General features: G+C 59.2%; 22 protein-coding genes. 6 read left to right on the top strand and 16 right to left on the bottom strand.

Annotation, left to right across the window (positions count from 1 at the left end):
- Nucleotides 1-105: 105 nt before the first annotated feature.
- Together hpf and ACHEXK_RS00440 are read right to left on the bottom strand one after the other, a co-directional pair.
- Nucleotides 106-435, bottom strand: a complete 330-nt coding sequence (hpf, locus tag ACHEXK_RS00445; RefSeq protein WP_100118000.1) for a ribosome hibernation-promoting factor, HPF/YfiA family — start codon at nucleotides 433-435, stop codon at nucleotides 106-108.
- Between the two features lie 211 nt (nucleotides 436-646).
- On the bottom strand, nucleotides 647-1,873 hold the full coding sequence (locus ACHEXK_RS00440) for an MFS transporter (RefSeq protein ID WP_416547307.1): 1,227 nt from the start codon (nucleotides 1,871-1,873) through the stop codon (nucleotides 647-649).
- Between the two features lie 43 nt (nucleotides 1,874-1,916).
- Here ACHEXK_RS00440 and ACHEXK_RS00435 point away from each other — a divergent pair, with 43 nt between their 5' ends.
- Together ACHEXK_RS00435 and corA are read left to right on the top strand one after the other, a co-directional pair.
- Nucleotides 1,917-3,116: a patatin-like phospholipase family protein gene (locus tag ACHEXK_RS00435; RefSeq protein WP_416547306.1), complete on the top strand. Its 1,200-nt coding sequence runs from the start codon at nucleotides 1,917-1,919 to the stop codon at nucleotides 3,114-3,116.
- 155 nt (nucleotides 3,117-3,271) lie between these two features.
- Nucleotides 3,272-4,258, top strand: a complete 987-nt coding sequence (gene corA / locus ACHEXK_RS00430; protein WP_416547305.1) for a magnesium/cobalt transporter CorA — start codon at nucleotides 3,272-3,274, stop codon at nucleotides 4,256-4,258.
- Here corA and ACHEXK_RS00425 read toward each other — a convergent pair.
- From ACHEXK_RS00425 to ACHEXK_RS00410, 4 genes are all read right to left on the bottom strand, one after another.
- Nucleotides 4,251-5,009 (bottom strand): 5'-methylthioadenosine/adenosylhomocysteine nucleosidase, encoded by a 759-nt coding sequence (locus tag ACHEXK_RS00425; protein WP_416547304.1) that lies wholly within the window; start codon nucleotides 5,007-5,009, stop codon nucleotides 4,251-4,253. The genes corA and ACHEXK_RS00425 overlap by 8 nt on opposite strands.
- Nucleotides 5,010-5,133: 124 nt before the next feature.
- Complete coding sequence (locus tag ACHEXK_RS00420; protein WP_416547303.1) at nucleotides 5,134-6,816, bottom strand: long-chain-fatty-acid--CoA ligase; 1,683 nt, start codon at nucleotides 6,814-6,816, stop codon at nucleotides 5,134-5,136.
- 130 nt (nucleotides 6,817-6,946) lie between these two features.
- On the bottom strand, nucleotides 6,947-8,365 hold the full coding sequence (pntB, locus tag ACHEXK_RS00415) for a Re/Si-specific NAD(P)(+) transhydrogenase subunit beta (protein WP_416547302.1): 1,419 nt from the start codon (nucleotides 8,363-8,365) through the stop codon (nucleotides 6,947-6,949).
- A 102-nt stretch (nucleotides 8,366-8,467) separates the two neighbouring features.
- On the bottom strand, nucleotides 8,468-10,069 hold the full coding sequence (locus ACHEXK_RS00410; protein ID WP_416547301.1) for a Re/Si-specific NAD(P)(+) transhydrogenase subunit alpha: 1,602 nt from the start codon (nucleotides 10,067-10,069) through the stop codon (nucleotides 8,468-8,470).
- Nucleotides 10,070-10,285: 216 nt separating this feature from the next.
- On the opposite strand from ACHEXK_RS00410, the gene ACHEXK_RS00405 reads away from it, so the two are divergent.
- Entirely contained in the window at nucleotides 10,286-10,780 is a 495-nt protein-coding gene (locus tag ACHEXK_RS00405) for an NUDIX hydrolase (protein ID WP_416547300.1), read from the top strand.
- The gene (locus ACHEXK_RS00400; protein ID WP_416547299.1) at nucleotides 10,777-11,535 is read left to right on the top strand and encodes a sulfite exporter TauE/SafE family protein; all 759 of its coding nucleotides are present in this window, start codon (nucleotides 10,777-10,779) and stop codon (nucleotides 11,533-11,535) included. Before ACHEXK_RS00405 ends, ACHEXK_RS00400 begins: the two co-directional genes overlap by 4 nt.
- 15 nt (nucleotides 11,536-11,550) lie before the next feature.
- Here the strand turns inward: ACHEXK_RS00400 and ACHEXK_RS00395 are convergent, their stop codons facing one another.
- Nucleotides 11,551-12,279, bottom strand: coding sequence for a transglycosylase SLT domain-containing protein (locus ACHEXK_RS00395; RefSeq protein WP_416547298.1), 729 nt, complete (start codon nucleotides 12,277-12,279; stop codon nucleotides 11,551-11,553).
- Nucleotides 12,280-12,354: 75 nt separating this feature from the next.
- Here ACHEXK_RS00395 and mnmA point away from each other — a divergent pair, with 75 nt between their 5' ends.
- Entirely contained in the window at nucleotides 12,355-13,527 is a 1,173-nt protein-coding gene (mnmA, locus tag ACHEXK_RS00390) for a tRNA 2-thiouridine(34) synthase MnmA (protein ID WP_416547297.1), read from the top strand.
- Between the two features lies 1 nt (nucleotide 13,528).
- On the opposite strand, the gene tcuB is transcribed toward mnmA, so the two are convergent.
- The 5 genes from tcuB to ACHEXK_RS00365 all read right to left on the bottom strand — a co-directional run bounded on the left by tcuB (nucleotide 13,529) and on the right by ACHEXK_RS00365 (nucleotide 20,225).
- Nucleotides 13,529-14,695 carry a tricarballylate utilization 4Fe-4S protein TcuB gene (gene tcuB / locus ACHEXK_RS00385; RefSeq protein ID WP_416547296.1) on the bottom strand — a complete coding sequence of 389 codons (1,167 nt, stop codon included), beginning with the start codon at nucleotides 14,693-14,695 and terminating at the stop codon, nucleotides 13,529-13,531.
- Nucleotides 14,682-16,124: an FAD-dependent tricarballylate dehydrogenase TcuA gene (tcuA, locus tag ACHEXK_RS00380; protein WP_416547295.1), complete on the bottom strand. Its 1,443-nt coding sequence runs from the start codon at nucleotides 16,122-16,124 to the stop codon at nucleotides 14,682-14,684. The genes tcuB and tcuA overlap by 14 nt, the downstream gene beginning before the upstream one ends.
- A 121-nt stretch (nucleotides 16,125-16,245) precedes the next feature.
- Nucleotides 16,246-17,148: a LysR family transcriptional regulator gene (locus ACHEXK_RS00375; protein ID WP_416547294.1), complete on the bottom strand. Its 903-nt coding sequence runs from the start codon at nucleotides 17,146-17,148 to the stop codon at nucleotides 16,246-16,248.
- A gap of 91 nt (nucleotides 17,149-17,239) precedes the next feature.
- Nucleotides 17,240-19,264, bottom strand: a complete 2,025-nt coding sequence (locus ACHEXK_RS00370) for a 4-oxalomesaconate tautomerase (protein ID WP_416547293.1) — start codon at nucleotides 19,262-19,264, stop codon at nucleotides 17,240-17,242.
- A gap of 1 nt (nucleotide 19,265) precedes the next feature.
- Complete coding sequence (locus tag ACHEXK_RS00365) at nucleotides 19,266-20,225, bottom strand: Bug family tripartite tricarboxylate transporter substrate binding protein (protein WP_416547292.1); 960 nt, start codon at nucleotides 20,223-20,225, stop codon at nucleotides 19,266-19,268.
- Nucleotides 20,226-20,322: 97 nt separating this feature from the next.
- Between ACHEXK_RS00365 and ACHEXK_RS00360 the strand changes: the two genes are divergently transcribed.
- Nucleotides 20,323-21,237 carry a LysR family transcriptional regulator gene (locus ACHEXK_RS00360; protein ID WP_416547291.1) on the top strand — a complete coding sequence of 305 codons (915 nt, stop codon included), beginning with the start codon at nucleotides 20,323-20,325 and terminating at the stop codon, nucleotides 21,235-21,237.
- Nucleotides 21,238-21,255: 18 nt separating this feature from the next.
- Here the strand turns inward: ACHEXK_RS00360 and ACHEXK_RS00355 are convergent, their stop codons facing one another.
- The 4 genes from ACHEXK_RS00355 to ACHEXK_RS00340 form a co-directional block, all read right to left on the bottom strand.
- Nucleotides 21,256-22,011, bottom strand: coding sequence for an SDR family NAD(P)-dependent oxidoreductase (locus tag ACHEXK_RS00355; protein ID WP_416547290.1), 756 nt, complete (start codon nucleotides 22,009-22,011; stop codon nucleotides 21,256-21,258).
- A gap of 97 nt (nucleotides 22,012-22,108) precedes the next feature.
- Nucleotides 22,109-23,437 (bottom strand): DUF3422 family protein, encoded by a 1,329-nt coding sequence (locus ACHEXK_RS00350; protein ID WP_416547289.1) that lies wholly within the window; start codon nucleotides 23,435-23,437, stop codon nucleotides 22,109-22,111.
- A gap of 84 nt (nucleotides 23,438-23,521) precedes the next feature.
- Nucleotides 23,522-24,022 (bottom strand): single-stranded DNA-binding protein, encoded by a 501-nt coding sequence (gene ssb, locus ACHEXK_RS00345; protein WP_416547288.1) that lies wholly within the window; start codon nucleotides 24,020-24,022, stop codon nucleotides 23,522-23,524.
- An 80-nt stretch (nucleotides 24,023-24,102) separates the two neighbouring features.
- Entirely contained in the window at nucleotides 24,103-25,290 is a 1,188-nt protein-coding gene (locus ACHEXK_RS00340) for an MFS transporter (RefSeq protein WP_416547287.1), read from the bottom strand.
- Nucleotides 25,291-25,449 lie beyond the last annotated feature (159 nt).

Genomic DNA, 25,449 nt, shown 5'->3' with positions numbered 1-25,449 from the left:
CATACACCCCACGCCATCCGCACCGAGAAGGGCTGGGTCCACGCCTCACGCCCACAAAAAAGGGCCACAAAGTGTGGCCCTGGTTTGAACTGAACGAGCAACCCGTCACATCATGCGCTTGGGCGCGCTGTGGTGGTGGTCGGTGATGCGGTCTTTGTGTTTGACCACCTGACGGTCGAGTTTGTCCACCAACTCATCAACGGCTGCATACAGATCCTCATGCGCGCTTTCAGCGAACAAGTCGCTGCCTTTGACATGGATGTTGCATTCTGCGCGTTGGCGCTTTTCCTTTTCTTTTTGCTTTTCCACGGTCAAAAGCACTTTGACATCCACCACCTGGTCAAAATGCCGGGTGATTCGGTCGAGTTTCCCCGTGACGTACTGACGCAAAGCTGGGGTCACTTCGAGATGATGCCCGCTGATGATCAAATTCATAGTCGTCGTCTCCATGGATTCAGGGTGAGAAAAGCCCTGCCGTGGCAGGGCTCCTAAACCACCGATGGTGGTGGCTCAACCCCACTATGCGCCGCGCTGCATGGAAAAGCAAGGCAGCCGAACTTAAACCTGATCCGCCCGCTGCGATTAGCGCCAAAGGCTGTTTTTGATGCTATCGTATGGATTGAAGCAAACCCCAAACCGCCCCCAATCAAGGGGTTGAAGGTGCAGCCGGTGCGCCATGCAAGCGCAAACGACCGGCCAGCCAAGCACTCAGGCCACTGCTGGCCACCCCCAACAAACCAGCCACCCAGTACCCGGTCAATTGACCTTGCGCATCCCGGCCAATGATGAGCCCCGCCACCAAGGCTGCCAAACCCATGGAGGCTGACTGCACCGCCGAGTTCAGGGTCATGAACGTCCCGCGCAGCCGCGGTTCGACGGCCGAAGAAATCATCGCCATACCGGGAATCATGCGCCCACTCATGACCGTGAAGAACAGCGTCGAAATGGTCAACAAGCCCCACAAGGGCAGGCCTTGCGAGAGCGTGGTGGCCATCAATGGCACGGTCACTGCCACCGCCAAGCGCTGGAACATCCGCACCTTGCCCACCCGGTCCGTCAGCCGGCCGAAATAGCGTGCGCTCAGCAATGTGGCCACACCGCCGCACAGATAGATCCAAGGCACCTCAGCGGTCTGCATGCCTGCGTTGGACTGCAAATAAATGGTGATGTAGGGGATGACGGTGAACCCTGCAAACATCATGAGACCTGACACGCCAAAAGCTTTCAAGTGGTTGGGTTCAACCACCACTTGCCCGATGCCACGCCAGACACTCACCCTGTCGGGGTGGTGCAAATGCGCGTCCAACCGTGGCAGGGTCTGCCAAGCACCCAATACCAGCAGCCCCACCAGCGCCGCGATGCCGACAAAAGGCGCATGCCAGTTGAAATGCGCCGCCAAAAACAGACCCAAGGGCACGCCCGCCACCGTGGAGACGGAAAAAGAGGTCATGACCACACCCATGGCGCGGCCCCGCCGCTCGAAGGGGATCACATCGGCCACGATGGTCTGCGACAGCGCCGACAACACCCCGCCAAACAAGCCTGCGGCCACACGCGCCACCATCAACCACATGTAGTCGGGTGCCAGGGCGCATGCGAGCGTGGCCAGCCCGAACAGGCTGTACATCACCAGCAGCAATTGTTTGCGGCTGAAACGGTCAATGTAGGTGGCCGCCATCAAGCCTGAAAAACCCGCCGACAAGGTGTACGCCGAAACCAGCAGTCCAAACTGGGCGTTGCTGATGCCAAACAAGGCCGTGAACTGCGGCCCCAGTGGCATCATGATCATGAAATCGAGGATGTGGGTGAACTGGATGCCGGCCAGCGTCAAGAGCAGCCAGCGCTCACGCCGCGGGGTCAAAGGGTGGGTCATGGAACAATGTCGTTGAATTGTCTGAATCTAACACCCCCCGTCCATGAACCCTTCTGGCCAGTCCTTTCAGCCCCAGTCATTGAATGGCCTGGTCTTGATGGGGGGTGGCGCACGCACGGCTTACCAAGCCGGTGCTTTGCAGGCCATCGGTCAATTGTTGGCCCAGCAAACAACGCCCCCTCCCAGCTTTCCATTTCAAGTGCTGGCCGGCACCTCGGCTGGCGCCTTGAACGCCACGTTTTTGGCCAGCAAGGCTTTGGATGGCCTGGCGGGGCTGGATGAGTTGGCCCACTTTTGGACCCACATTCGAACCCATGCGGTGTACCATCTGCCTCAAACTCCTTTGGACAAGTTCAGCCGCTGGGCCACGGCTTTGGGCTTGCTCAGCTCTGCACGCGAACATGCCGCCGCCATGAACAGCTTGGCCCTGGTCAACACCCTGCACAAGGCGATTGCATTGCAGCGGATCGACCAAGCGTTGCAAAAAGGGGTCCTGCAGGCCTTGGCCGTCACGGCTTCGAGCTACTCCAGTGGCGTGCACTGGACGTTTTGCCAAACCCGCGATGGACAACCCATCCCCTGGAGTCGTCCTGGCCGACGCGCCGAGCAGCAACCCATCACCATTGAACACCTGATGGCGTCAAGCGCCATCCCCTTCATCTTCCCCGCCACCCCCTTGTGGGTGGACGGCGGCATGGAGTACTTCGGCGACGGCTCCATGCGCCAGATATCCCCTTTGTCGTCGGCTGTGCACTTGGGGGCCGACAAAATTCTGGCCATTGGTGTGAGTCAGCCCCCCAAGCTGGGTCTGGGTGTGCCCAACAAGGCGATAGGCAGACCCTCGCTGGGCACGATTGCAGGCCACGCCATGGCCAGTGTGTTCCACGACACGCTGCAAGCCGATGTCGAGCAAATCACCCGCATCAACCAATCCCTGAGTGTTTTGCCCGAGAGTCTGAGGGCGCAGTGGCCTTTTCGCACGGTGGAGGTGCTGACACTTCAACCCAGTGCATCGCTCGATGCCCTGGCCCAACAATTTGCCCACACATTGCCCAGGCCCATCCTTCGGGTGCTCGAAGGCCTGGGTGCGCTGCGCGGCAGCGGCGCGGCCCTGGCCAGCTACTTGTTGTTTGAGCCGGAGTTTGTGGGTGCACTGATGTCTTTGGGCCGTTCGGATGTGATGACCCGCGCCGAAGAAATCGTCTCATTTTTAGGCCCCAACCCTGGGCAAGCGGTGCGATAATCCGCCCATTATTTTCTGGAGACACACTGCCGTGGAAACTACCCCGAGTCGGTAGCTTTCGAACGCGCTGAGCACCCTGCCCAACGTTCGAAAGCTGCTAAGAACATTACGCCGCCCCTTTGAACTTTTGGCACTTGGCCATTTTTGGATTCGCCATGCTCAACATCTTCACCCTTGTCAACGGTCGCCTCTTTCAAGAAGAGATCGAGTCGTTGGAAGAACTCTCCCGTTTCCAGCCGATCTGGGTAGACCTCGAGTCACCGACCGTTGAAGAAAAACGGTGGATCAAGCAGTACTTTGGTCTGTCCATTCCCGAGGACGCGATGGACGAGGACATTGAGGAGTCCGCTCGCTTTTACGAAGAAGACAACGGCGAGTTGCACATCCGCTCTGACTTTTTGATCGCCGACGATGACGAGCCCCGCACAGTGCGCTGCGCGTTCATCTTGAACCAGCACAACACCAACTTGCGCAGCCAAGGGGTCTTGTTTTCCATCCACGACGAAGACGTGCCTGTATTCCGTCTGTTGCGCATGCGCGCAAGACGGGCACCTGGCCTGATCGAAGACGCCAAGGAGGTGCTGCTCAAATTGTTTGACGCCGATGCGGAGTATTCGGCCGACACCCTCGAAGGCATTTACGACCAACTCGAAAAAGTGGGTAACACTGTGCTGTCGGGCGACGTGACCGACGCCATGGCCAGTGAAGTGCTGGGGGCGATTGCCCGACAAGAAGACATGAACGGTCGCATTCGCCGCAACGTGATGGACACGCGCCGCGCCTTGAGCTTCATGATGCGCTCCAAAATGCTCAATGCAGAGCAGTTTGAAGACGCCCGCCAGATCATGCGCGACATCGACTCGCTGGACTCGCACACGGCCTTCTTGTTTGACAAGATCAACTTTTTGATGGATGCCACTGTCGGTTTCATCAACATCAACCAGAACAAAATCATCAAGATTTTTTCGGTCGCCAGCGTGGCCCTGCTGCCGCCCACCTTGATCGCCAGCCTCTACGGCATGAACTTCCAGTACATGCCTGAGTTGTCGCAAAAATGGGGATACCCTTTCGCCTTGACCTTGATGATTGCGAGTGCCGTGGTGCCCATGTGGTATTTCCGCCGTCGCGGCTGGCTCAAGTAAGGCGCACGCCCGGGGCTGGGCGCTGGGCCAACCACTGTGACAAGATGGCGTGGCTGTAACGGCTGGCCACTTGGGCAATGAAACGATTGAAATCGGTGTGCGCTGTGTCGTCGGCGCGATCCGAAATGGTGCGAACAGCCGCAAACGGCACCCCGTAGTCCAAGCACACTTGGGCCACCGCTGCGCCCTCCATCTCGACCGCCAAAGCCGTGGGCAAGGCACTTCGCAAAGCCTCACTCTCAGCCGTGGTCGAGACAAAGCGGTCTCCGCTGACCAACAAGCCACGGTGCACTTGGGGCGCATGCAAATGGAACTGGGCCAATGTGGCTGACCCCAAATGCCGTTCGGGCACTTGCAGCACTTGCTGGGCAGCCGTGGCCAGCGCGCCCGATAAGTGCGCATCGGAATCAAAAACTGCCCGGCCATACAACGGCACCTCGTGCCTCGGAAACAGTGGCGAGGCATCCATATCGTGCTGCACCAAGCCATTGGCCACCACCACATCGCCCACGCGCACCTGCGGCCCCAAACCGCCTGCCACACCGGTGAAGACCAGCGCCCCCACCCCAAAGCGCTCCAGCATCACCGTGGCTGTGGTGGCGGCCGCCACTTTACCGATGCGCGAGAGCACCGCCACGACCGCATGGCCTTGCCAATGGCCCACCCAAAAGTCGCGCCCCGCCACCTTCACACGCTGCTCATTGGGCATGTCTGCCAATACAGCCGCCAGCTCTTCGTGCAGGGCACTCATGATGCCCATCACCGCCATGGTTGACCCTGTTTTTGCATCTACACAACCCCAATGAAAACGGCCACAAGAAGACCTGTGGCCGCCAAGCGCTGCTCAGGCGCGTTCACGTCAATTCAAGTCAAGGTCACGCCTTGTTGCGCAACTCGCGACGCAAAATTTTACCCACCGGCGTCTTGGGCAACTCATCGCGGAACTCGATCACACGGGGCTGCTTGTAAGCGGTCATGTTCTCGCGGCAGTAAGCCATGATGTGCTCGGCGGTCAAGGCAGGGTCCTTCTTGACGACGACCAGTTTCACGGTCTCACCGGTCTTCTCGTCAGGCACACCGATGGCCGCGCACTCCATCACGCCCGGGCATGCAGAGGCCACTTCCTCCACTTCATTGGGGTACACATTGAAGCCGCTGACCAAAATCATGTCTTTCTTGCGGTCAACAATTTTGAAATAGCCCCGCTCGTCGATGGTGCCCACATCGCCCGATTTGAAATAACCGTCGGCCGTCATGACCTTGGCCGTCTCGTCTGGACGCTGCCAGTAACCGGCCATGACCTGTGGGCCTTTGATGGCGATTTCGCCAGGCATGCCCGGCGTCGTCACCTCCAAGCCTTCATCGTCCAAGAGTTTCATGAAGGTGCCGGGAATCGGCACGCCAATCGTGCCCGTAAAGGCCTTGCTGATGGTCGGGTTGCAACTGGCCGAGGGGCTGGTTTCAGACAAGCCATAACCCTCACAAATCGGGCAACCTGTTTTCTCAAGCCACAACTTGGCCACACTGGGTGTGACCGCCGTGCCGCCCCCCAGAGACACCAAGAGATTGGACCAATTGACGGTACCAAAATCCGGGTGATTGGCCAAACCGTTGAACAAGGTGTTGACCGCTGGGAAACTGTGGAATGTGTGTTTGGAGAGTTCTTTGAGGACTGCTGGCAAGTCACGCGGATTGGGAATCAAAATGGTTTTACCGCCCATGCGCAAACCCAGCATCATGTTCACCGTGAACGCAAAGATGTGGTACAGCGGCAAAGCGCACACCGAAGTGGGTTGCTGCCCGGCGGGCATGCGCTTCATGGCGGGCTCGTTCCAAGCCTCGGACTGCAGGACATTGGCAATCACATTGCGGTGCAAAAGCACCGCGCCCTTGGACACACCGGTGGTGCCGCCCGTGTACTGCAACACAGCGATGTCGTCGGCTGAAAGATCGGGTTTGCGAAACGGGAGCTGACGCCCCTTGCTCAAGGCTTCATTGAAACGTACGCCCTGTGGCAAGTTGAAGGCGGGCACCATTTTCTTCACGTTGCGCACCACGTAATTGACCAAGCTGCCTTTGAGCACACCCAAGCGATCGCCCATGGCGGCCAAGACCACATGCTGCACTGGGGTTTGGGCCATGCATTTCTCGAGCGTGGCGGCAAAGTTCTCGATGATCACAATGGCTTTGGCACCCGAGTCCTTCAACTGGTGCTCCAGTTCCCGAGCGGTGTACAAAGGATTGACGTTGACCACCACGAAGCCCGCACGCAAAACAGCGGCGACCGCCACCGGATACTGGGGCACATTGGGCATCATGATGGCCACGCGGTCACCCTTGCTCAAGCCCAAGGACTGCAGGTACGCCGCCATGGCCAGGCTGTCCTGATCGGTTTGAGCAAAGCTGAATTCTTTGCCCATGAAGCTGTAAGCAGCACGATCTGAAAACTTAGAAAAACTTTCCTCGAGCAAACCAACCAACGAGGTGTATTGGGTCGGGTCAATGTCAGCGGGCACGCCTTCGGGGTAACTCTTGAGCCAAATCGGATTCGCGTTCATATGGGTTTCTCCTGCGGTTCAGTCTACCGCATATCTGACGTCTGACTGACACCCAAAACCTCGGGGTTTACGCCAAAAAGAAAGGGGTGAGCATGGCCCACCCCCTGGTCTGGACGAATGCGCTGGAGAATTAGGCTCTCAAAGCGAGCAACACCTCATCGAGCATTTTCTTGGCATCGCCAAACAGCATGCGGTTGTTCTCTTTGTAGAACAGCGGGTTGTCCACGCCAGCGTAGCCGCTGGCCATGGAGCGTTTCATGACGATGCTGGTGCGGGCCTTCCAGACTTCGAGCACCGGCATGCCGGCAATCGGGCTGCTCGGGTCGTCTTGGGCGGCGGGGTTCACGATGTCGTTGGCACCGATGACGATCGCCACATCCGTGTCCGGAAAGTCGTCGTTGAGCTCATCCATCTCAAACACGATGTCGTAAGGCACTTTGGCCTCGGCCAGCAGCACGTTCATGTGGCCTGGCATGCGCCCAGCCACGGGGTGGATGCCAAAGCGCACGTTCACGCCTTTGTCACGCAATGTCTTGGTGATTTCAAAAACAGTGTGCTGGGCCTGCGCCACCGCCATGCCGTAACCAGGAACGATGATCACATTCTTGGCCTCGCGCAACATTTCCGCAGTTTCAGGGGCCAAGATAGGACTGACCTCACCCACAGGCTCAGACGCTTCACCGCTCGGCTTGGGCGCGGCGGCCGTGGTGCCAAAGCCCCCGGCGATCACGCTGATGAAGCTGCGGTTCATGGCGTTGCACATGATGTACGACAAAATCGCGCCACTCGAACCCACCAAGGCGCCAATCACGATCAACAAGTCGTTGCTCAACATGAAGCCCGTGGCGGCTGCGGCCCAACCCGAATAACTGTTGAGCATGGACACCACCACCGGCATGTCGGCGCCGCCAATCGCCATGACCATGTGGATACCGAACAACAAGGCGATGGCGGTCATGATGACCAAGGGCACCATGCCGTCTTGCACCGTGTGGGCGTTCATGAACTCACGGCCGAAGTAAACCACCGCGATCAAGCCCAACAGGTTGAGCCAATGGCGCGCTGGCAAAAGCAAAGGGCTGCCGCCAATGCGGCCCGACAACTTGCCAAACGCCGCCACAGAACCGGAGAAAGTGACAGCCCCAATGAAGATACCGATGTAGATTTCACCGGCGTGAATGGCGTGCGCTGCGCTGTCCAGGTTTTTGGAGGCTTCAGGGTCCACATACGTGGCATAACCCACCAGCGCCGCCGCCATGCCGACCATGCTGTGCATGAGTGCCACAAGCTCCGGCATTTGCGTCATCTGCACTTTGCGCGCTGCGTACAGACCAATGAGCGCGCCCACCAGCACTGCACCCACGATCATGGGGATACCCTCGGCCGTGACTTGCGGACCGAAGATGGTGGCCAGCACGGCCAAGCTCATGCCGATCATGCCGTAGAGGTTGCCGCGCCGAGCGGTTTCCTGATTGGACAAACCGCCCAGGCTGAGGATGAAGAGGATGGTGGCGCCGATGTAGGCGACCGTGGCAAGACTGGAGGTCATGGGTGTCTCTTTTCTTAATCGGTTGGGGACGGCGCTGAAGACCTGCCCCCCAAATGCTTCCATCTGTTGGGGACAGCGCTAAATATCTGTCCCCAAATTCATTTACTTTCGGAACATGGCCAGCATGCGCTGGGTGACAGCAAAGCCGCCAAACATGTTGATGGCCGTCAGCACCAGGGCCAAAGCAGCCAAGATGCCGATCAAGGTGTTGGGGCGACCGGCAGCGGCAAGCGGCGAAATCTGCACCAGCGCACCGATGGCGATGATGGAGCTGATCGCGTTGGTCACGCTCATGAGCGGGGTGTGCAGCGCAGGCTTGACGTTCCACACCACCATGTAGCCCACAAAGCAAGCCAGCACAAACACCGTGAAGTGCGACAAGAACGCCGCAGGCGCATACGCCCCAACCAACACCAGCAGCACGGCAGCGACCGCTGACACGATGAGCAACTGCCCGACCGGCATGGGCCCCGAGGGCTCGCCATGGCCATGGCCTTTTTTCGCGGCAGGCGCGGCAGCAGGCTTGGGGGCGGGCTTGGGGGCCACCGCCAAGGGCGGCGCAGGCCAGGTGATTTCACCGTTCTTGATGACGGTGAGGCCGCGGATCGCGTCATCTTCCATGTTGACGTTGATCACGCCGTCTTTGGTCTTGCACAGCTCTTCGGTCAAGCGGAACAGGTTGGTGCCGTAAAGCGTGGAGGACTGACGCGCCATGCGCGAAGCCAAGTCGGTGTAACCCACAATGGTCACGCCGTGCTTGACCACGGCCTTGCCGGGTTCGGTCAATTCGCAGTTACCGCCTTGCTCGGCGGCCATGTCCACGATCACGCTGCCGGGCTTCATGCTTTGCACCATCTCAGCGGTGATCAGCTTAGGCGCGGGTTTGCCGGGAATCAGCGCGGTGGTGATGATGATGTCGCACTCTTTGGCTTGTTTGGCGTACATCTCGCGCTGCGCGGCCTGGAAGCCCTCGCTCATGACTTTGGCGTAACCGCCGCCGCCCGAGCCTTCTTCTTCGTAGTCCACCTTGACGAACTCACCGCCCAGCGAAACCACCTGGTCGGCCACTTCGGCGCGGGTGTCATTGGCACGCACGATGGCCCCCAAGCTGGCGGCCGCACCAATCGCGGCCAAACCGGCCACACCGGCGCCAGCAATGAACACTTTGGCGGGGGGCACTTTGCCTGCGGCCGTGATCTGGCCGTTGAAGAAGCGACCAAACGCATTGGCCGACTCCACTACTGCACGGTAGCCACTCACACCGGCCATGGAGGTCAGCGCATCCATCTTCTGGGCGCGGCTGAGGGTGCGAGGCAGCGCATCAATCGACAGTGCCGTGACCTTTTTGGCCGCCAGCTGCTGCATCAAATCGGGGTTTTGGGCGGGCCACAAGAAACCGATCAGCGTCTGGCCTTCGTGCATCAGCGCGACTTCATCGGCCGTGGGCGCACGCACCTTGAACACAATGTCACTGCCGCTCCACAAGGTCGCAGCGCTGGGTGCTATCGTGGCACCGGCTTCGACATAGGCCGCGTCCGACAAGTCCGCCAATTCGCCAGCGCCTTGCTCGATGACCACGGCAAAACCGAGTTTGACCAGTTTGGTCACCGCATCCGGGACTGTGGCCACCCGTTTTTCACCGGGGAAAATCTCACGGGGCACGCCAATGCGCTGCGGCTTGGCGGCGGTGTCGCCTGTTTGCATGTTTGTCTCCTCGCTCGTTCCACAAAAAATAACCGATACTCCAGCTTAACCGATGTCAAGCTTTGACAGGCGTGCTCAGGCTTCGCTGTGCCATGCGATAGGGCAAACGCGTCAAATATCAGCAATGCCTGATATTAACCAAAATCCCCCCTGGTTTCGGCCAAGCGTGGCCCCAAAATGGTGCCATCGACCGGACAAGGGTTGATAATTCGCCACATGGACACACGCTGGAAACCCAATGTCACGGTGGCCGCCATCATTGAAAAAGATGGCCGCTACCTGTTGATCGAAGAGCACACCCAAGAAGGTTTGCGCCTGAACAACCCAGCCGGTCACCTCGACCCGGGCGAATCGCCTGCACAAGGCTGCGCCCGTGAAGCCTTGGAGGAAACTGCGCATCTTTTTGAGCCCACTGCCTTGGTGGGCATTTATTTATCGCGCTTTCAACGCCCTGCCGCGGGCGAAGACATCACCTATGTGCGAATGGCCTTTTGCGGCGCGCTTGGGGCGCTGCAAACCCATCTGAAGCTGGATGAAGGCATTGTGCGCACACTTTGGATGACCCCTGACGAAGTGCGCGCCAGTGCGGACCGGCACCGCAGCCCCTTGGTCTTGCGTTGTATGGAAGACCACTTGGCCGGACAACGCTATCCACTGGCCGTGATCTACACCGATCCGGCTGTCGCCCACTTACAACCATTGCAACCATGAGTGCCGCATGGCCCAGCGAAGCCCTCTGGTTGCTGACCGGAGCAGCCGCTTTTGGCGCAGGGGTGCTCAATGCCGTGGCCGGTGGTGGCAGCTTTCTGACTTTTCCGGCCTTGGTATTTGCTGGCGTTCCCCCTTTGGCGGCCAACGCCACCAGCGCCATGGCCGTCAGTCCCGGCTATTTGGGCAGCGTTCTGGGCTTTCGGTCTGAACTCCGCGCTTTGCCCAGCTCAGGGCTGAAGCGGGAAGTGCTGATCTCGGCGAGCGGTGGCCTGATCGGTGCGGGTTTGTTGTTGATCACCCCCGACCGCGTGTTTACAGGACTGGTGCCCTGGCTGCTGCTCATGGCCACGGCATTGTTTGCCGCAGGCCCTGGGCTGGCCAAACGCCATGCAGGCCAGGGTCACCCTGCTTGGCGCTTACCCGGTCTGATGGGCGTGGCCATTTACGGTGGCTATTTCAACGGGGGACTGGGCATCTTGTTGATGGCCCTCTACACCCTGACGGGCGAGCAGCGGCTGAACACCGTCAACGCACTGAAAAATCTCAACTCATTGGTGCTGTCCTTGCTGTCGGTGGCCGCCTTCGCCGTGGCCGGAGCCATCGTCTGGCCCCAAGCGGTTTGGATGATGTCACTGGCCACCGCGGGCGGCTGGGTGGGTGCACGTTGGGCCAAGCGACTGCCGGCGCACTGGGTACGGAGCCTGGTCATCGGCACAGGGCTCGTCATGAGTGGCGTCTTTTTCCTGCGGACTTGAGGCCGACTGCAACGGTCAAGGCAAAGTCGGTTTGCGTCCTGCGGCCACACTGTCCAATTGCGCCTGTTCAGCCAACACTTTGGCCACATAGCCACCGTCTTCTGTCAGGGCATAGCCACCCAAATAAAACTTCAGGCCCTCTTCCAACGAGCCGCCGCGCATCTTGATGGCATCGGCGAGCACCGCCGCCCCCACACGCACATTGGCAATCGGATCGAAGGCGGCGAGGCGGCCGCCATAAGCCTCGTAGCGCTTGACATGGATGTCGGTCACCACCTGCATCAAGCCTTGCGCACCAGCCTGACTTTGCACATACGGGTGAAAGTTTGACTCAATGGCCATCACCGCCAAGATGAAATGTGGCGGCAATTTGGTTTTTTTGGACAAGGCATACGACTCGGCCACCAATGCAGCCAAGGGCTCTGGAGCGACTTTGTATTTACGGGCCAGCCATTCCGCCACGGCAGCTTGGGGCTTGGGCAGATCCTGCAAGCGCAGGGCAGTGGCGCGCTCGGTCGTGTCTTGGGGCAGCCAAGACAGCAACACCTGGCGATCACGCAGCCAATTGAACACCGCCCCTTCCGCCGAGTGCAGCCATTGTGGATTGAGCCACAAAGCCAGCACCATGGCGAGCGATGTCACGCCCACCATGGCCAATCCACTGTGGGTGATGATGAGCATCCCATGGGCGACATCGCTCAGGAAAGTTCGACCGTATTGGCACCAAGTGCAGTTTTGATTCATTCAGATGGACCCATCGGGCATTATAAATTTGGGAAACGGGGTCCGCTGCGGCAAGCGTCACGGGATAATTGCAGCATGTCCCATCTCAACCGTGTGGTCGTCGGTTTGTCCGGCGGCGTCGATTCCGCTGTCACCGCTCACCTGCTCAAGCAACAAGGCCATGAGGTGATTGGCATCTTCATGAAAAATTGGGAAGATGACGACGACAGCGAATACTGCTCGTCCAACATTGATTTTGTGGATGCCGCTGCCGTGGCCGATGTGCTGGGCATCGAGATCGAGCACGTCAATTTTGCGGCCGATTACAAAGACCGGGTTTTTTCCGAGTTTGTGCGCGAATACCAAGCCGGGCGCACGCCCAACCCCGACATCTTGTGCAATGCGGAGATCAAGTTCAAATCATTTTTGGACCATGCCATGCGGCTGGGCGCCGAGAAAATCGCCACGGGCCACTATGCCCGCGTGCGGCAGAACGCCGCGTCAGGTCGGCACGAGCTGCTCAAGGGTTTAGACCCCAGCAAAGACCAGAGTTACTTTTTGCACCGCCTGAACCAAGCGCAGTTGTCCAAAACCCTCTTCCCTGTCGGCGAGTTGCACAAAACCGAGGTGCGCCGCATTGCGGAAGAAATGGGTCTGCCCAATGCCAAAAAGAAGGACTCCACCGGCATTTGCTTCATCGGCGAGCGGCCTTTCCGCGAGTTCTTGAACCGCTACATCAGCAAAGAACCCGGCCCGATCAAAGACCCATCGGGGCGCACCATTGGCCAACACGTGGGCCTGAGCTTCTACACCTTGGGCCAGCGCCAAGGGCTAGGCATTGGTGGCATCAAAGCCAAAGGGGCAGAAATGAAGGCGCTACAAGCCCAAGGCTTGCGGGGCGCGGGTGAACACACGCCTTGGTTTGTGGCCCGCAAAGACATTCCCAACAACACCTTGTGGGTGGTGCAAGGCCATGACCACCCCTGGCTGCTCTCACCCCAACTGCAAGCCACCGATGTGAGCTGGTGCGCGGGCCAGGCTCCAGCCCCCGGTACCTATGCGGCCAAGACGCGCTACCGACAGACCGATGCGCCATGCAGCTTACAAGGGCTCGGAATGCCCGATGGGTCAACAGGCTTTGAGCTGTCCTTCAACGACCCTCAATGGGCTGTCACCCCCGGCCAAAGCGCGGTGCTCTACGACGGCGAAGTGTGTTTGGGCGGCGGCGTGATCCATTCGGCCAGCGCCTGCCCCCCCAAAACGGACTGACTTATTCGCCACCCAGACCCAAGCGGTTGGGCTGACGCTTTTCGATGGCAAAGCGCAGCAAAGCGGCTGTGCGGAACACACCGTGCGCAAACTTGCCGTAGGGCAGGGTCAGAAACAAGGCCATCACCGCGCCCAAATGCAGCGCCAGCATCAAAGGCATGGCCGCTGTTTGGCCCAGCAGCCACAAGAGCAAACCCGTCACGCTGACCAAGAACAACAAGGCGATGAAGCCCCGGTCCATGGGCTTTTGCGCCGCATCGCCATGGTCCGGGTGGCGGCGCAGGTTCAAGCGCCACAAACCGGCCGTGCCCATCGCCAGACTCACCCCGCCGATGACCCCCAGCAACTTGGGCAAAGTCGTCAAGTCATAAGGTGCGGGCCAACCCAATACATAGTGGTACAGCGTGGCCACACTGGTGGCGGCAAAACACAGCATGAAGCCGTAAAACGTCAGGTGGTGGTAACGCCTGCGGGCATGGGTCCAAGCGTCGTCTTCGTTGTGGCAACCTTCGCCGTGGCCACCGTCCAAGTACTTCAGGCGCAAGGCCGCGTGTGCGGCCTCGGCCGCAGCAGGTGGCGTCAAGTCGGCCCCACTGGTGGCGGGCGTCACATCGCGCCAAAAGCGCCGCACGCCCAGGGTCAGCGCCAACACCGCAAACAAAAAGATGGGCGCAAAAAGACTGACCATCAGGTTGTGGGGGAACACCGCATAAAAGCCGCCCGCTACAGGTGTTGACCACAAGGTGCCCTGACGCAGCATGGCCAAAGCCAAAAACAACGCCAATCCAAACGCCAAAGCCACAGACAAGGTCAGGCCGTTGCGTTGGTACAGGCTGCCCAAAGCGGGGGGCCAGGCGTAATCGGCATAGGTCTGACCGCGCACCTGGGCCATGGCCTTGGGCACGTTGATGGCGAAGTCGTGCGGCGGGGCATATTGGCAAGCGTGCAAACACGCTCCGCAGTTGTGGCACAGGTTGGCCATGTAATGGATGTCGGCTTTGCCAAACTCCAAACGGCGCGTCATGGCCGGGAAGACGGCACAAAAACCCTCGCAATAGCGGCAACCATTGCAAATGTGCATCTGCCGCGCCACTTCGGACTCGGGTGCAGTCAGCTCACCACGCGCCAGCGCGCGGGCATCTTGGGTCAGGGCTTCAAGCGTTTGCATGAGCAGCTCCTTGCTTTTGCGCTTGGACGGCTTTGGCCGCCTGCTCCCCTGCGATGCGGCCAAAGGCGGTGCCAATCGTCATGCCCACCCCGGCGGTGTAGCCCTTGCCCAGCACATTGCCGGCCATCATCTCGCCCGCCACAAACAAGTTGGGGCTAGGCTGGTCATTGAATCGCACAGCGGTGGTGTCATCGGTTTTGAGGCCCAGATAAGTGAACGTCACGCCAGGCCGCACGGCATAAGCGTAATAAGGCGCAGTGTCCAGTGGACGCGCCCAGTGGGTTTTGGCCGGGTTCACGCCCTCGGTGTGGCAATCGTCCAGCGCCGTGTGGTCAAACCTTCCTTCACGGCAAGCCGCGTTGTAGTCATTCAGCGTTTGCATGAAGGTCGCCTCATCCAGGCCCAGTTTGCGGGCCAGCTCAGGCAGGCTGTCCGCCTGGGTGCCTTCAAACACAGGCGGCATAAAGCGGCCCACGGCCTTGGCGTCGATGATGGAATACGCGACCTGCCCCGGCTGCTGCGCCACCAAGCGGCCCCAGATCGCGTAGCGCTTGGGCCAAAAATCTTCACCTTCGTCGTAAAAGCGCCGCGCTTCGCGGTTGACCACCACGCCCAAAGACACGCAATCAATGCGGGTGCAAATGCCGCCGTCGTACAAAGGTGCACGGGCGTCAATCGCCACCATGTGCGCCTGGGTGGGATCACCAATGCGGTCAGCGCCTTGCTCGAGCATGTGCTTGAGCAACACGCCTTGGTTGAAGCGCGTGCCGCGAATCAAAAACTGATCCGCCGGGTATTCACCGCGCTCGTTTTGACCCCAGGCTTCGCGCAGCCACTCGCGGTTGGATTCGAAGCCTCCTGCCGCCAAAACGCAGGTGCGGGCGGTGATGCGTTCACGCCGCACGCTGCCGTCGGGCAGCTTGTGCTGGACCGATGCGGCCACAAAACGGCCTTCGTCCAACTCAAGGGTGTCGACTTCGGCGTTGTAGTGGATCTGCACACCCAGCTTTTCGGCGCTGCGGTAATAGGCGTTGACCAGCGCCTTCCCCCCACCCATGAAAAACGCATTGGTGCGGGCCGTGTGCAAAGCGCCCGACAGCGATGGCTGAAAGCGCACGCCATGCTTGACCATCCAAGGCCGGCAAGTGGCCGAATGCCGAATGACCAGGCGTGCCAGGTGCTCGTTGGTCAAGCCGCCAGTGACTTTGAGCAGGTCTTGCCAAAATTCTTCTTCTGGGTAGGCGTCAACCAGCACGTCTTGGGGCGCATCGTGCATGCAGCGCAAATTGCGCGTGTGGCCCGAATTGCCGCCGCGCCACTCGCGCGGTGCCGACTCCAGCAGCATCACGCTGGCCCCGGCTTCTCGAGCCATCAGGGCCGCGCACAGGGCCGCGTTGCCGCCGCCGATCACCAAAACATCTAAGCTCACGTGGAAAGTCCTCAGGTCAATGCCGTCAGTATGGTCGATGATCGATTGAACGACAAATGAAAAAATAAAGTCGATTATTACGGATAACGCAACAATCAACGACCCCGTACTTCAGACCCGCTCAAGGGCGGAAACCCGCATGGGCCATCGACAGCACAATGTCGTTGAAGGCCTGTGCACCTGGCGAAAGCGTCACGCCCTTCTTGCGCACCAACACGATTTTGCGGCGCACCACAGGCGATTTGAGTGCAATGCGCAGCACCCCCGGACGGTCGCCGTCCGCACACGTGGTCGCGGGCATGATGGCGCAACCCACACCCGCCGTCACCAAATTGAGCGCTGTGGCGTGGTGCTGAACTTCGTAATGCCCCTGAAGCTCAATGCCTTTCTTGGCCAGTTGGTAATTCATGACGATGCGGGTGCCTGTGAAGCTGCTGACCACGATCAGGTCATCCACATTCATATCGGCCCAGGTCAGTGCGGACCTGTTGCTCAAAGGATGTTCGCTGCGGCAATAAAACATCAGGGGATCGTCGAAGAGCATGGTCTCTTCCAAATCAGGATGCTTGGTGCCTTGTACCGTCACCCCCAACTCAGCCTGCTGACCCAAAACGGCCTCGCGTATTTCGTAAGCACTGGCATCGACCAACTTGACGCGATTGGCAGGAAACCGATCTCGGTACTGGCGAATCCAGAGTGGCAACACCGAGGTGGCCAAGGTGGGCACACACGCCAAAGTGAAATGGCCTTTTCCTGTTTGGGAAGCATCCTTCAATTGCGTGAAGGTGCTGGCCATGTCCATGACCAGGGACCGGGCCTTGGGCAGCAAGTCTCTGCCCACAGGTGTCAAAGCCATGTGGCGCGTGGTGCGGTCCATCAGCTTGAGGTCGAGGTAGTTCTCCAGCTTCTGGATACGCCGCGTCAAAGCAGCCTGGGTCAGGCCGAGTTTGTCGGCGGCCTTGTTGAAGGCCCCCAACTCCGCAACGGTGACAAAAGCCTGCAAGCCATCGAAATCGATTTTCATAAGCGTGACGGATCAAATGGCCTGTATTGTGGTCCGAAACGCTTTTCTGTCTGCAGGCTTGCCCTCTGTGCGGACACCCGCCAAGAGGCCCTCACACCAATTCAGCTGGCTCGGTCAATCGAAACTCTTGTGTCACTTTGGCCCAGTGCTGCAATTGAGATTTGACATGCCACCCCAGTTGTTGTGGCGAGCTGGGTTGAACCTGCACACCATCGTCCAGCAAACGCGCCACGGTTTCAGGATCCAGCAACACCTTGTTCAAAGCGGCATTCAAGGTATCCACCACTGCCGGCGGCGTACCCGCGGGCGCAAACAGCCCGTACCACTGCGTCAAGTCCAACTCGTTCAGACCCAGTTCGGCAAACGTGGGCAATGCTGGCCACGAGGGCAAACGCTGCTGCCCCGCCACCGCGAGCGCCACCAGTTTGCCCGACTTGAGGTAGGGCAAAGCACTGAACAAGCTGGGCACCATCCACTGCGCCTGACCCCGCATCAATGCGTTCAAGGCGGGCGCTGCACCCGAGTGGGTCACCCCCTCCGAAACCACACCCTGACGGCGGAGCAACATTTCAGCGGCCAGATGCGGCACCGTGCCCTCACCGGCCGAGGCGTAGTTCATCGCCTCAGGTTGACTGCGCAAGCGCTCCAGCAAATCCTTTGCTGTTCGAAGTTCCTGCCCAGCACGCACCACCAGCACACTGGGCGAGTGCCCAATCAAGCCAACGGGCACGAAATCCGTCTGAGGGTCATAACGCACGTCTTGCATGACGGGATTGATCCCGTGTGTGGCGATGTAACCAAACATCAAGGTGTAGCCATCCGGACGAGCCGCAGCCACGTATTCCGCGGCCACACTGCCATTGGCACCGGCACGGTTATCCACCACGATCGACTGGCCAAGTTGCGGTCCAAGCTTGCGCGAAAGCACCCGCGCCATGGTGTCATTGCCACCGCCGGCACTGGTGGGCACGATGATGGTGATGGGCTCGCTGGGGTACGTTTCCAAGGCTACCGGCGAATCTGCCTGCTCTGGCGGGAAAACGTAATCGGGCAAATGCAATTCGCCTTGCATGATCTTGCGTGCTGTACGCACCAGGGCGGCCTTTTGCACCACCGCATCCACCCCCTCGCCCACGACTTCCACATCGATGTCGATTTGCCCTTGAGGGTGCACCACCGATAACAAATGACGTCCACTGGCGCGGGTCAGGCCTGAAGCCACCGTTCCGGGCAACGCGAAGGCGGTACTCACACCAATGGCCCCCGTTACGGCATGCGACGAATGGCAACGGTGGGGGGTGAAATACCTCGACACAATGCTGTCAGGGCTGTCACCCGGGCTGACGATCACCGGTTTGGGCACCACACTGCCCGACACATCACCCAGCCCCATGCGGCGACCCGCCTCCAATCGCATGACCTCGATTTTTTCCAACAAAGCGGCATTGGCGTCGAGTTCTGCAGGTCGTTCACGGCCAGTGAGCCCCAACTCGCTCGCCCGCATGATCATCAGTGGCATGGCCGCGTCAATGCAAGTGACCGTGACGCCTTCAATGCTTTCGGCGCGCTGGCCTGTGGGAAACAAATGGCCGGTCACCGCGCCCCATGCGTCCAGAAAATTCAACAAGACCGGAGCCGCCGTCCCCGCCACACCATCAATTCGCGCAGAACCCTCATAGGTCACCCGCCCCCCGGGTGTCTGCACCGTCGCCTCAATTTTGGCACCGGTATTGACATTGTGAATGCGTACTGTGGTGGTCCCGTCTTGCGCCTCAATCAAACCTTGCTCGATGGCAAAAGGGGCCACACCGGAGAGCATGTTGCCGCAGTTGGGACGTGTATCGACCGATTGATGCCCCACACCCACTTGGGCAAACAAATAATCCAAATCACAATCCGGCAAGCTTGACTTCGAGACGATGGCCACCTTGCTGTTGAGCGTGCTGTTGCCCCCCAGTCCGTCCAGCTGCAAAGGATCCGATGCACCAATCGCGCCAATCAGCGCCTGGTCACGTGCAGCAGGATCCTCTGGCAACCACGCCTTGAGGAAAAAAGGGCCGCGGGATGTGCCAGCTCGCATCAACACACAAGGAATTGTCCGATTCACGTGGGCCATGTCAGTCGGCCTGCAGTTTGGCACGCTGCACCACTTGGCGCCACTTCACCAAATCTTTGCGCACCATATCGCTCAGTTGCTCGGGTGTACTGGTTTCAACATCTGCGCCATGCCCTTCAATTTTTTTGATGATCTCTGGGTCATTCAGCACCTTGTTCAAGGCCTGGTTGAGTTTGCTCACGACGTCTTTCGGTGTTTTGGCAGGTGCAAAAATCGCGTACCACTGATCCACCTCAACGCCGTCAATGCCCAGTTCTTTCAAGGTCGGCACGTCCGGCAAAACAGCCGAGCGTTTGTTGCCCGCAATGGCCAAGGCTTGCAAGCGGCCCGACTTCACAAAAGGCACGCCCGTGAACAAACTGGGAAACATGACCTGTGTTTGACCACCGATGGTGTCATTGACTGCTGGAGCAGATCCTTTGTAAGGCACATGGAGCAAGGACGTTTGTGTCGACAACTTGAAAAGCTCAGCGGCAAAGTGGGGCGCTGTGCCATTGCCAGCCGATGCGACACTGTACTGGTCAGGCTTGTCCTTCAAGACCCGCACCAAATCCTTCACATCTTTGACTTTGAGCGAGGGGTTGACCACCATGAGGGTGGGTGAATAGCCGACCAAACCGACAGCCTCAAAATCCTTGACAGGGTCGTAACGCAACTTCTGCAAGGCTGGATTCATGGCGTGTGTAGCGATGTAACCGAACATCAGGGTATTGCCATCGGGCGCTGCCTTGGCTACGAACTCAGAAGCCAAGGCGCCATTGGCTCCGGCCTTGTTGTCCACGATCACAGAGCGATTGAGCAGCACCCCCAATTTTTGACCAATGGTCCTGGCCATGGCGTCGTTGCCACCGCCTGCTGCGGTTGGTACCACAAGGGTCAGTGGTTTTTCTGACTGCGCCACACCCCAATTGCAAGTGGCCGCCAAGGCCAAACCCGCCACCCATGTCCATTTCAACTTCATAGCGAACCTTTCAACGTGTTGTGCTTGATTTCAAAGTTCGCGAATGGTGCAGGAAATTGAGCTTTTATTGAATTGCAATTTTTAATATCATTGATGCATGAAACACATCAATTTCGATTTGCAACAACTGCAGGCTTTCATCGCAGTGGCCGAACGCGGCAGCTTTCGTGCGGCCGCTGATCACATCCACCTGTCCCCACCTGCACTGAGTCGGCGCATCGAAAAACTCGAGTCCATCATCGGCACTCGGCTGTTCAATCGAACAACACGGGAGGTGGAGCTGACCAGCATTGGCCGCATTTTTCTGGACAGAGCACGTGCCGCCATCGACGATCTGGAGTCCGCCATTTTGGGCATCTCAGACATCGCTGCCACGCGCAGTGGCAGGGTCACGGTGGCCTGCGTTCCATCCGCTGCGCTGTATTTTTTGCCGCATGTCATCAGCAGCTTTTCCGTCAAATACCCCTCCATACGGATTCGTGTCATTGATGAATCCATGAACCAAACTCTGCAAAGTGTGCTGACAGGTGAGTCAGACTTTGGCATTGGCTTTATGAATACCCTGATGCCTGAAATCACCTTTGAGGGCCTGCACACCGATCCGTTTGTGGTGGCGATGCGGCGTGACCATGCCTTGAGTTCTCGCAAAAGTGTGAATTGGTCACACATTGAAAACGAGCGGCTGATCTCGGTGGCGCGCAGCAGTGGCAACCGCCAATTGCTCGACGATGTGATGAGCAAAATGGGCATATTGCCCAACTTCGCCTTCGAGGTCAGTCACATCGGAACTTTGCTGGGCATGGTGGAGGCGGGACTGGGGATAGCGGCCGTGCCTCGAACCGCTCTACCCACCAACCACCCGGTGGTGATTGGTTTGCCCCTGAAAAACCCATCGATTGCGCGGAGCTTGGGCTTGCTGCGAAAGCAAGGCTCTGCCCTCAGACCTGCGGCGGCCATGTTCCATGACCATTTGTTTGAAGCACTTCAAAAACGCAAAATCACTGGCCTTTGAAAGGCACGCCAACAGGGCTTAAAACTGGTACTTGCGCAAGCCGCCGTCGACCGGGATCACCGCGCCTGTGATGTAACTGGCCAAAGGTGATGCCAAAAACGTCACCAAATTGGCCATGTCCTCAGGCTCACCGTAGCGCCCCATGGGGATTTCGTTCTCGCACTGCCACTGGCGGTATTCCGGGGTGTAATTGCGGAAAATTTGCTCTGAATGGATGCGTCCGGGCGGTACACAGTTGACCGTGACACCGTGTTTGCCCACCATGCGTGACAGGCCTTTGGCCCAGCTGTGCATGCCGGCCTTGGCACAGAATGCACCATTGGTGTGCTCGGGCTCGCTCTTGCCGGTGATGTTGATGATGCGTCCCCATTGGCGCGCAATCATCTGATCGATCAGGGCATCGGCCACTTGGCGTGGACGGTGGAAATTCAATGTGATGGCCTCTTGCCAAGCTTCTTCGCTCACATGCAACTCTTTGAAGCTGCGCGAGCCTCCCGCGTTGTTCACCAAAATGTCCACACGGCCCAAGCCGTCCAAGGCCGCTGCCGCCAAACGCTTGGCCGCATCGTCGGCATACAGGTCTGATTCGATGATCACCGGGGCTTGGCCACCGGCAGCGACGATTTCATCGGCCAGTTCTTGGAGCTTGTCCACACGCCGCGCCGACACCGCCACCCGCACGCCTTCGGCCGCCAGGGCTTTGGCAATACCACGTCCGATACCCACACTGGCACCGGTCACCAGCGCCGTTTTTCCATTCAGTTGAAGGTCCATTTTCATCCTCATTGACGACTCGCCACCCGATGCGGCGGCCCATCAATCAGCTTAGCACAGCCCCTACAGGCATTGCGCCTGATCTGCTGCACCCCAACTAGTCCCGGTGAATGCGTGCATGGATTTTTTGCACCGTTTTCCAAGTCCCCAAAAGCACGAACGGGATCGACAAGCCTGCCAAGACTTCCGGGCTCAGCGGCAATCCCATTTTGTTCAAGGCTTTAGCGCCGTACAAGACCAAACTCACCACGTAATAGCTGATGGCCGCGATCGACAGGCCTTCAACCGTGCTTTGCAAGCGCAGCTGCAAGGCTTGGCCTTTGGTGAGTTTTTCCAACAAAATTTGGTTTTGTACTTCGGTTGCAATGTCAACGCGCGTGCGCAGCAATGCGCTGGTGCGAGAGACCCGCTCGGCCAAAGAAGCCAGACGCTTTTCCGTGGCCTGCACTGTGGCCATGGCTGGTGACAAACGCCGTTGCATGAACTCACCCAAGGTTTGTGTGCCCGAGATCGGCCGCTCGCGCAGCTCGGTCAGGCGTTGGCTGACCAAGGTGTCGTAGGCCCGTGTCGCCGAAAATCTGAACCCGTGTTCGGCCGTAGCCCGCTCAATGCGGGCAGCCAAAGACACCAGCAAATCAAGCAAGGTCTGATCGGTCTCGCCCTTGCGCTCAAGCAAACCCGTGATATCCGCCAACTGCGCTTCGGCCGATGACAACATGGCCGACAAGTTCTTGGCGACAGGCAAGCCACGCAAAGCCATCAGGCGGTAGGTTTCCATCTCCAGCAGACGCTGTGAGATGCGCCCAGCGCGGGCCTCGCTGGTGCCACTTGGGGCCAACACCAGCATGCGCTCAAAGCCATCAGGGCCGATGCGAAAGTTGGTCAGGATGCTCGAATGCGGCAAACCTTCGGTGGTGTTGCCCATGCGCGAAGCCAGCACCGCCCCTTCACCCAACCAGGCCTGGGACTGGGCAATCAGGTCGTCGCGCAGATCATCGGCCTCGACCATGCCCAATTGAATCGCCGCCATGGTTTGGCCCGGCAAGCCACGCAGCCAGTCGGTGCCTGTGGCGACCTGCGTGGCCAACTCGGGCCAGTGCGCACCCCAACCTGCGTGGGCGGGCAGTGTTTGCACAATGGAGTAACGCGTGAACTCGGTGTGGCGCTCCCACTTGACGGTGTAGTGGTCACAGCGCAAGCGCAAAAAATTGCCCCGCATGCGGTCCAAGGTCAAGTCGGCATGTCCCGGCAAAAGCCGCAAATGGTTCAACTCCTGCTCGCGCGATACGCCGTCATTGAGCACCGCCACATAAACAATCAGGGCCGGCAAGCGCACCCGGGCTGAGGGCCGGGCATGGACTTCATTGTGAAGTTCACGCCGCTGGGCGTCTTCTGTTGGCAAAAAGCGGGAGGTGATTTCGTTCATGGCCAATTTTCAATAAAAAACCCGTGACGCGGGCCACGGGTTGATGGACATGCCTAGGGCTTGTCAGCGCCTGCTGGTGCAGCTTCAAAACGGGATGTCATCGTCCATCTCGTCAAAGCTGCTCGCCGCAGGCCTGGGCGCTGCCGCCGCCGGGCGCTGTGCGGGGGCAGCCTGAGGGCGTGCAGGGGCTTGGCGTGGGGCATAGCCACCCGCGCTGGCGCCGCTTTCCTCAGAAGGCCCCCCCATGCCTTGTCGACTGCCCAGCATTTGCATGCTGTCGGCACGGATGTCGGTGGCATATTTTTCCACGCCATTTTTGTCGGTGTATTTGCGGGTGCGCAGGCTGCCCTCCACATACACCTGACTGCCTTTGCGCAGGTATTGACCGGCGATTTCGGCCAACTTGGCAAAAAAGCTGATGCTGTGCCACTCGGTGGCTTCTTTCATCTCGCCGGTCTGTTTGTCTTTGTAGCGGTCGGTGGTGGCCACGCGGATGCTGGTGACCGCATCGCCTGATGGCAAATAACGGGTTTCGGGGTCGGCACCCAAATTGCCGACGATGATGACTTTGTTGACGGATGCCATGAAAAACTCCTCGGTGATGTGCGAATTATGGGGCCAATCCAGCGCTCAGGCAGCCCCCCGCTGCATGTGGCGCCCAGGCCTCAAGCCACCGGCGCGGTCGTGGGCGCACGGCCCGGCGTTTGCATGGGCCAAGCCACCAACAACCAGACCAGCAAAGCCCCGCCGCAGCACAAAAACAGGGCGGGAGTCCCCCACGACTTGACCAGCCAACCTCCCATCAGGCCACCCACAAAGAAACCCAAGGATTGCAGTGTGTTGTAGACCCCCATGGCCGTTCCCCGCAGCGCCCGTGGTGCGATGCGCGAAGCCAAACTGGGCTGGGTCGCCTCCAAGGCATTGAAGCCACAAAAAAAGAGCAGCAGCAATGCGGCCATCGAAGCGAAGTCGGTGGTGCCCATCGACTGCCAAAAAAAGCCCAGCTCCACCAACAAAATCAGGGCAATCGAGAGCAAGAACGCCTTCTTCAAGTGGCCTCGCCGCTCCATGGCGAAGACCGCGCCCAAAAACAAAAACGACAGCACCACAGCAGGCAAATACACCTGCCAGTGCTGCGCGGACTGTAAACCCGCCTGCACCAACAAAGCGGGCACCGCCACCCACATGGCCAGCTGCACGGCGTGCAACACAAACACGCCCACATTCAGGCGCATCAAATCGGTGTTCACCAGCACATCGCGCAAACGCCCCCCGTGCTGATCCCGTTCCGGCTCGGGTGCCGCGGGCACCCCCCAAATCACCACACCCACACCCAACAATGCCAACACTGCCGTCAGACCAAACAGGCCCGACAAGCCCATCCAGCCGTTGAGCAAAGGAGAAACCACCAATGAAAAAGCGAACATCAAGCCAATGCTGCCCCCCACCAATGCCATGGCCTTGGTGCGCACCTCGTCCCGGGTCAGGTCAGCCAGCAACGCGGTCACAGCGGCCGAGACCGCCCCGGCCCCCTGCAGGCTTCGGCCCACCAACAAACTGCTCAGATCGGTCGCCGCGGCCGCCCAAAAGCTGCCCACGGCAAACACCAACAAGCCCAGCACGATGACGCGCTTGCGGCCAAAACGGTCAGACGCCATGCCAAAGGGCAGCTGCAACAAGCCTTGCGTGAGGCCATAAATGCCCATGGCCAAGCCCAGCAACACCGGGTCTTCGCCGCCTGGGTAACGCCGGGCCTCTATGGCAAAAACGGGCAAGACCAAAAACAAACCCAGCATGCGCAGTGCAAAAATACCCGCCAGCGAGGCACTGGCGCGACGCTCGGTGGGCGTCATGTCTAAAGAAGTGGGGGAGGGTGAGGGGGAAAGCACGTGAACGGCGACCAAATTTTCTGCAAAGAACCAAAAGCCAAGTCGCAATTGTCCCTGATGGATCGCCTGCACGGCCAAAAATAACGCGGGCAGGGATAATCAAAGGTTTTGCTGATCTGGCGG

Origin of the sequence: Limnohabitans sp. DCL3, assembly GCF_048019295.1 — a bacterium.
Lineage (GTDB): Bacteria > Pseudomonadota > Gammaproteobacteria > Burkholderiales > Burkholderiaceae_C > Limnohabitans_A.
The sequence above is the reverse complement of the archived record's forward strand: the minus strand, read 5'-3'. Positions and strand labels throughout refer to the sequence as shown.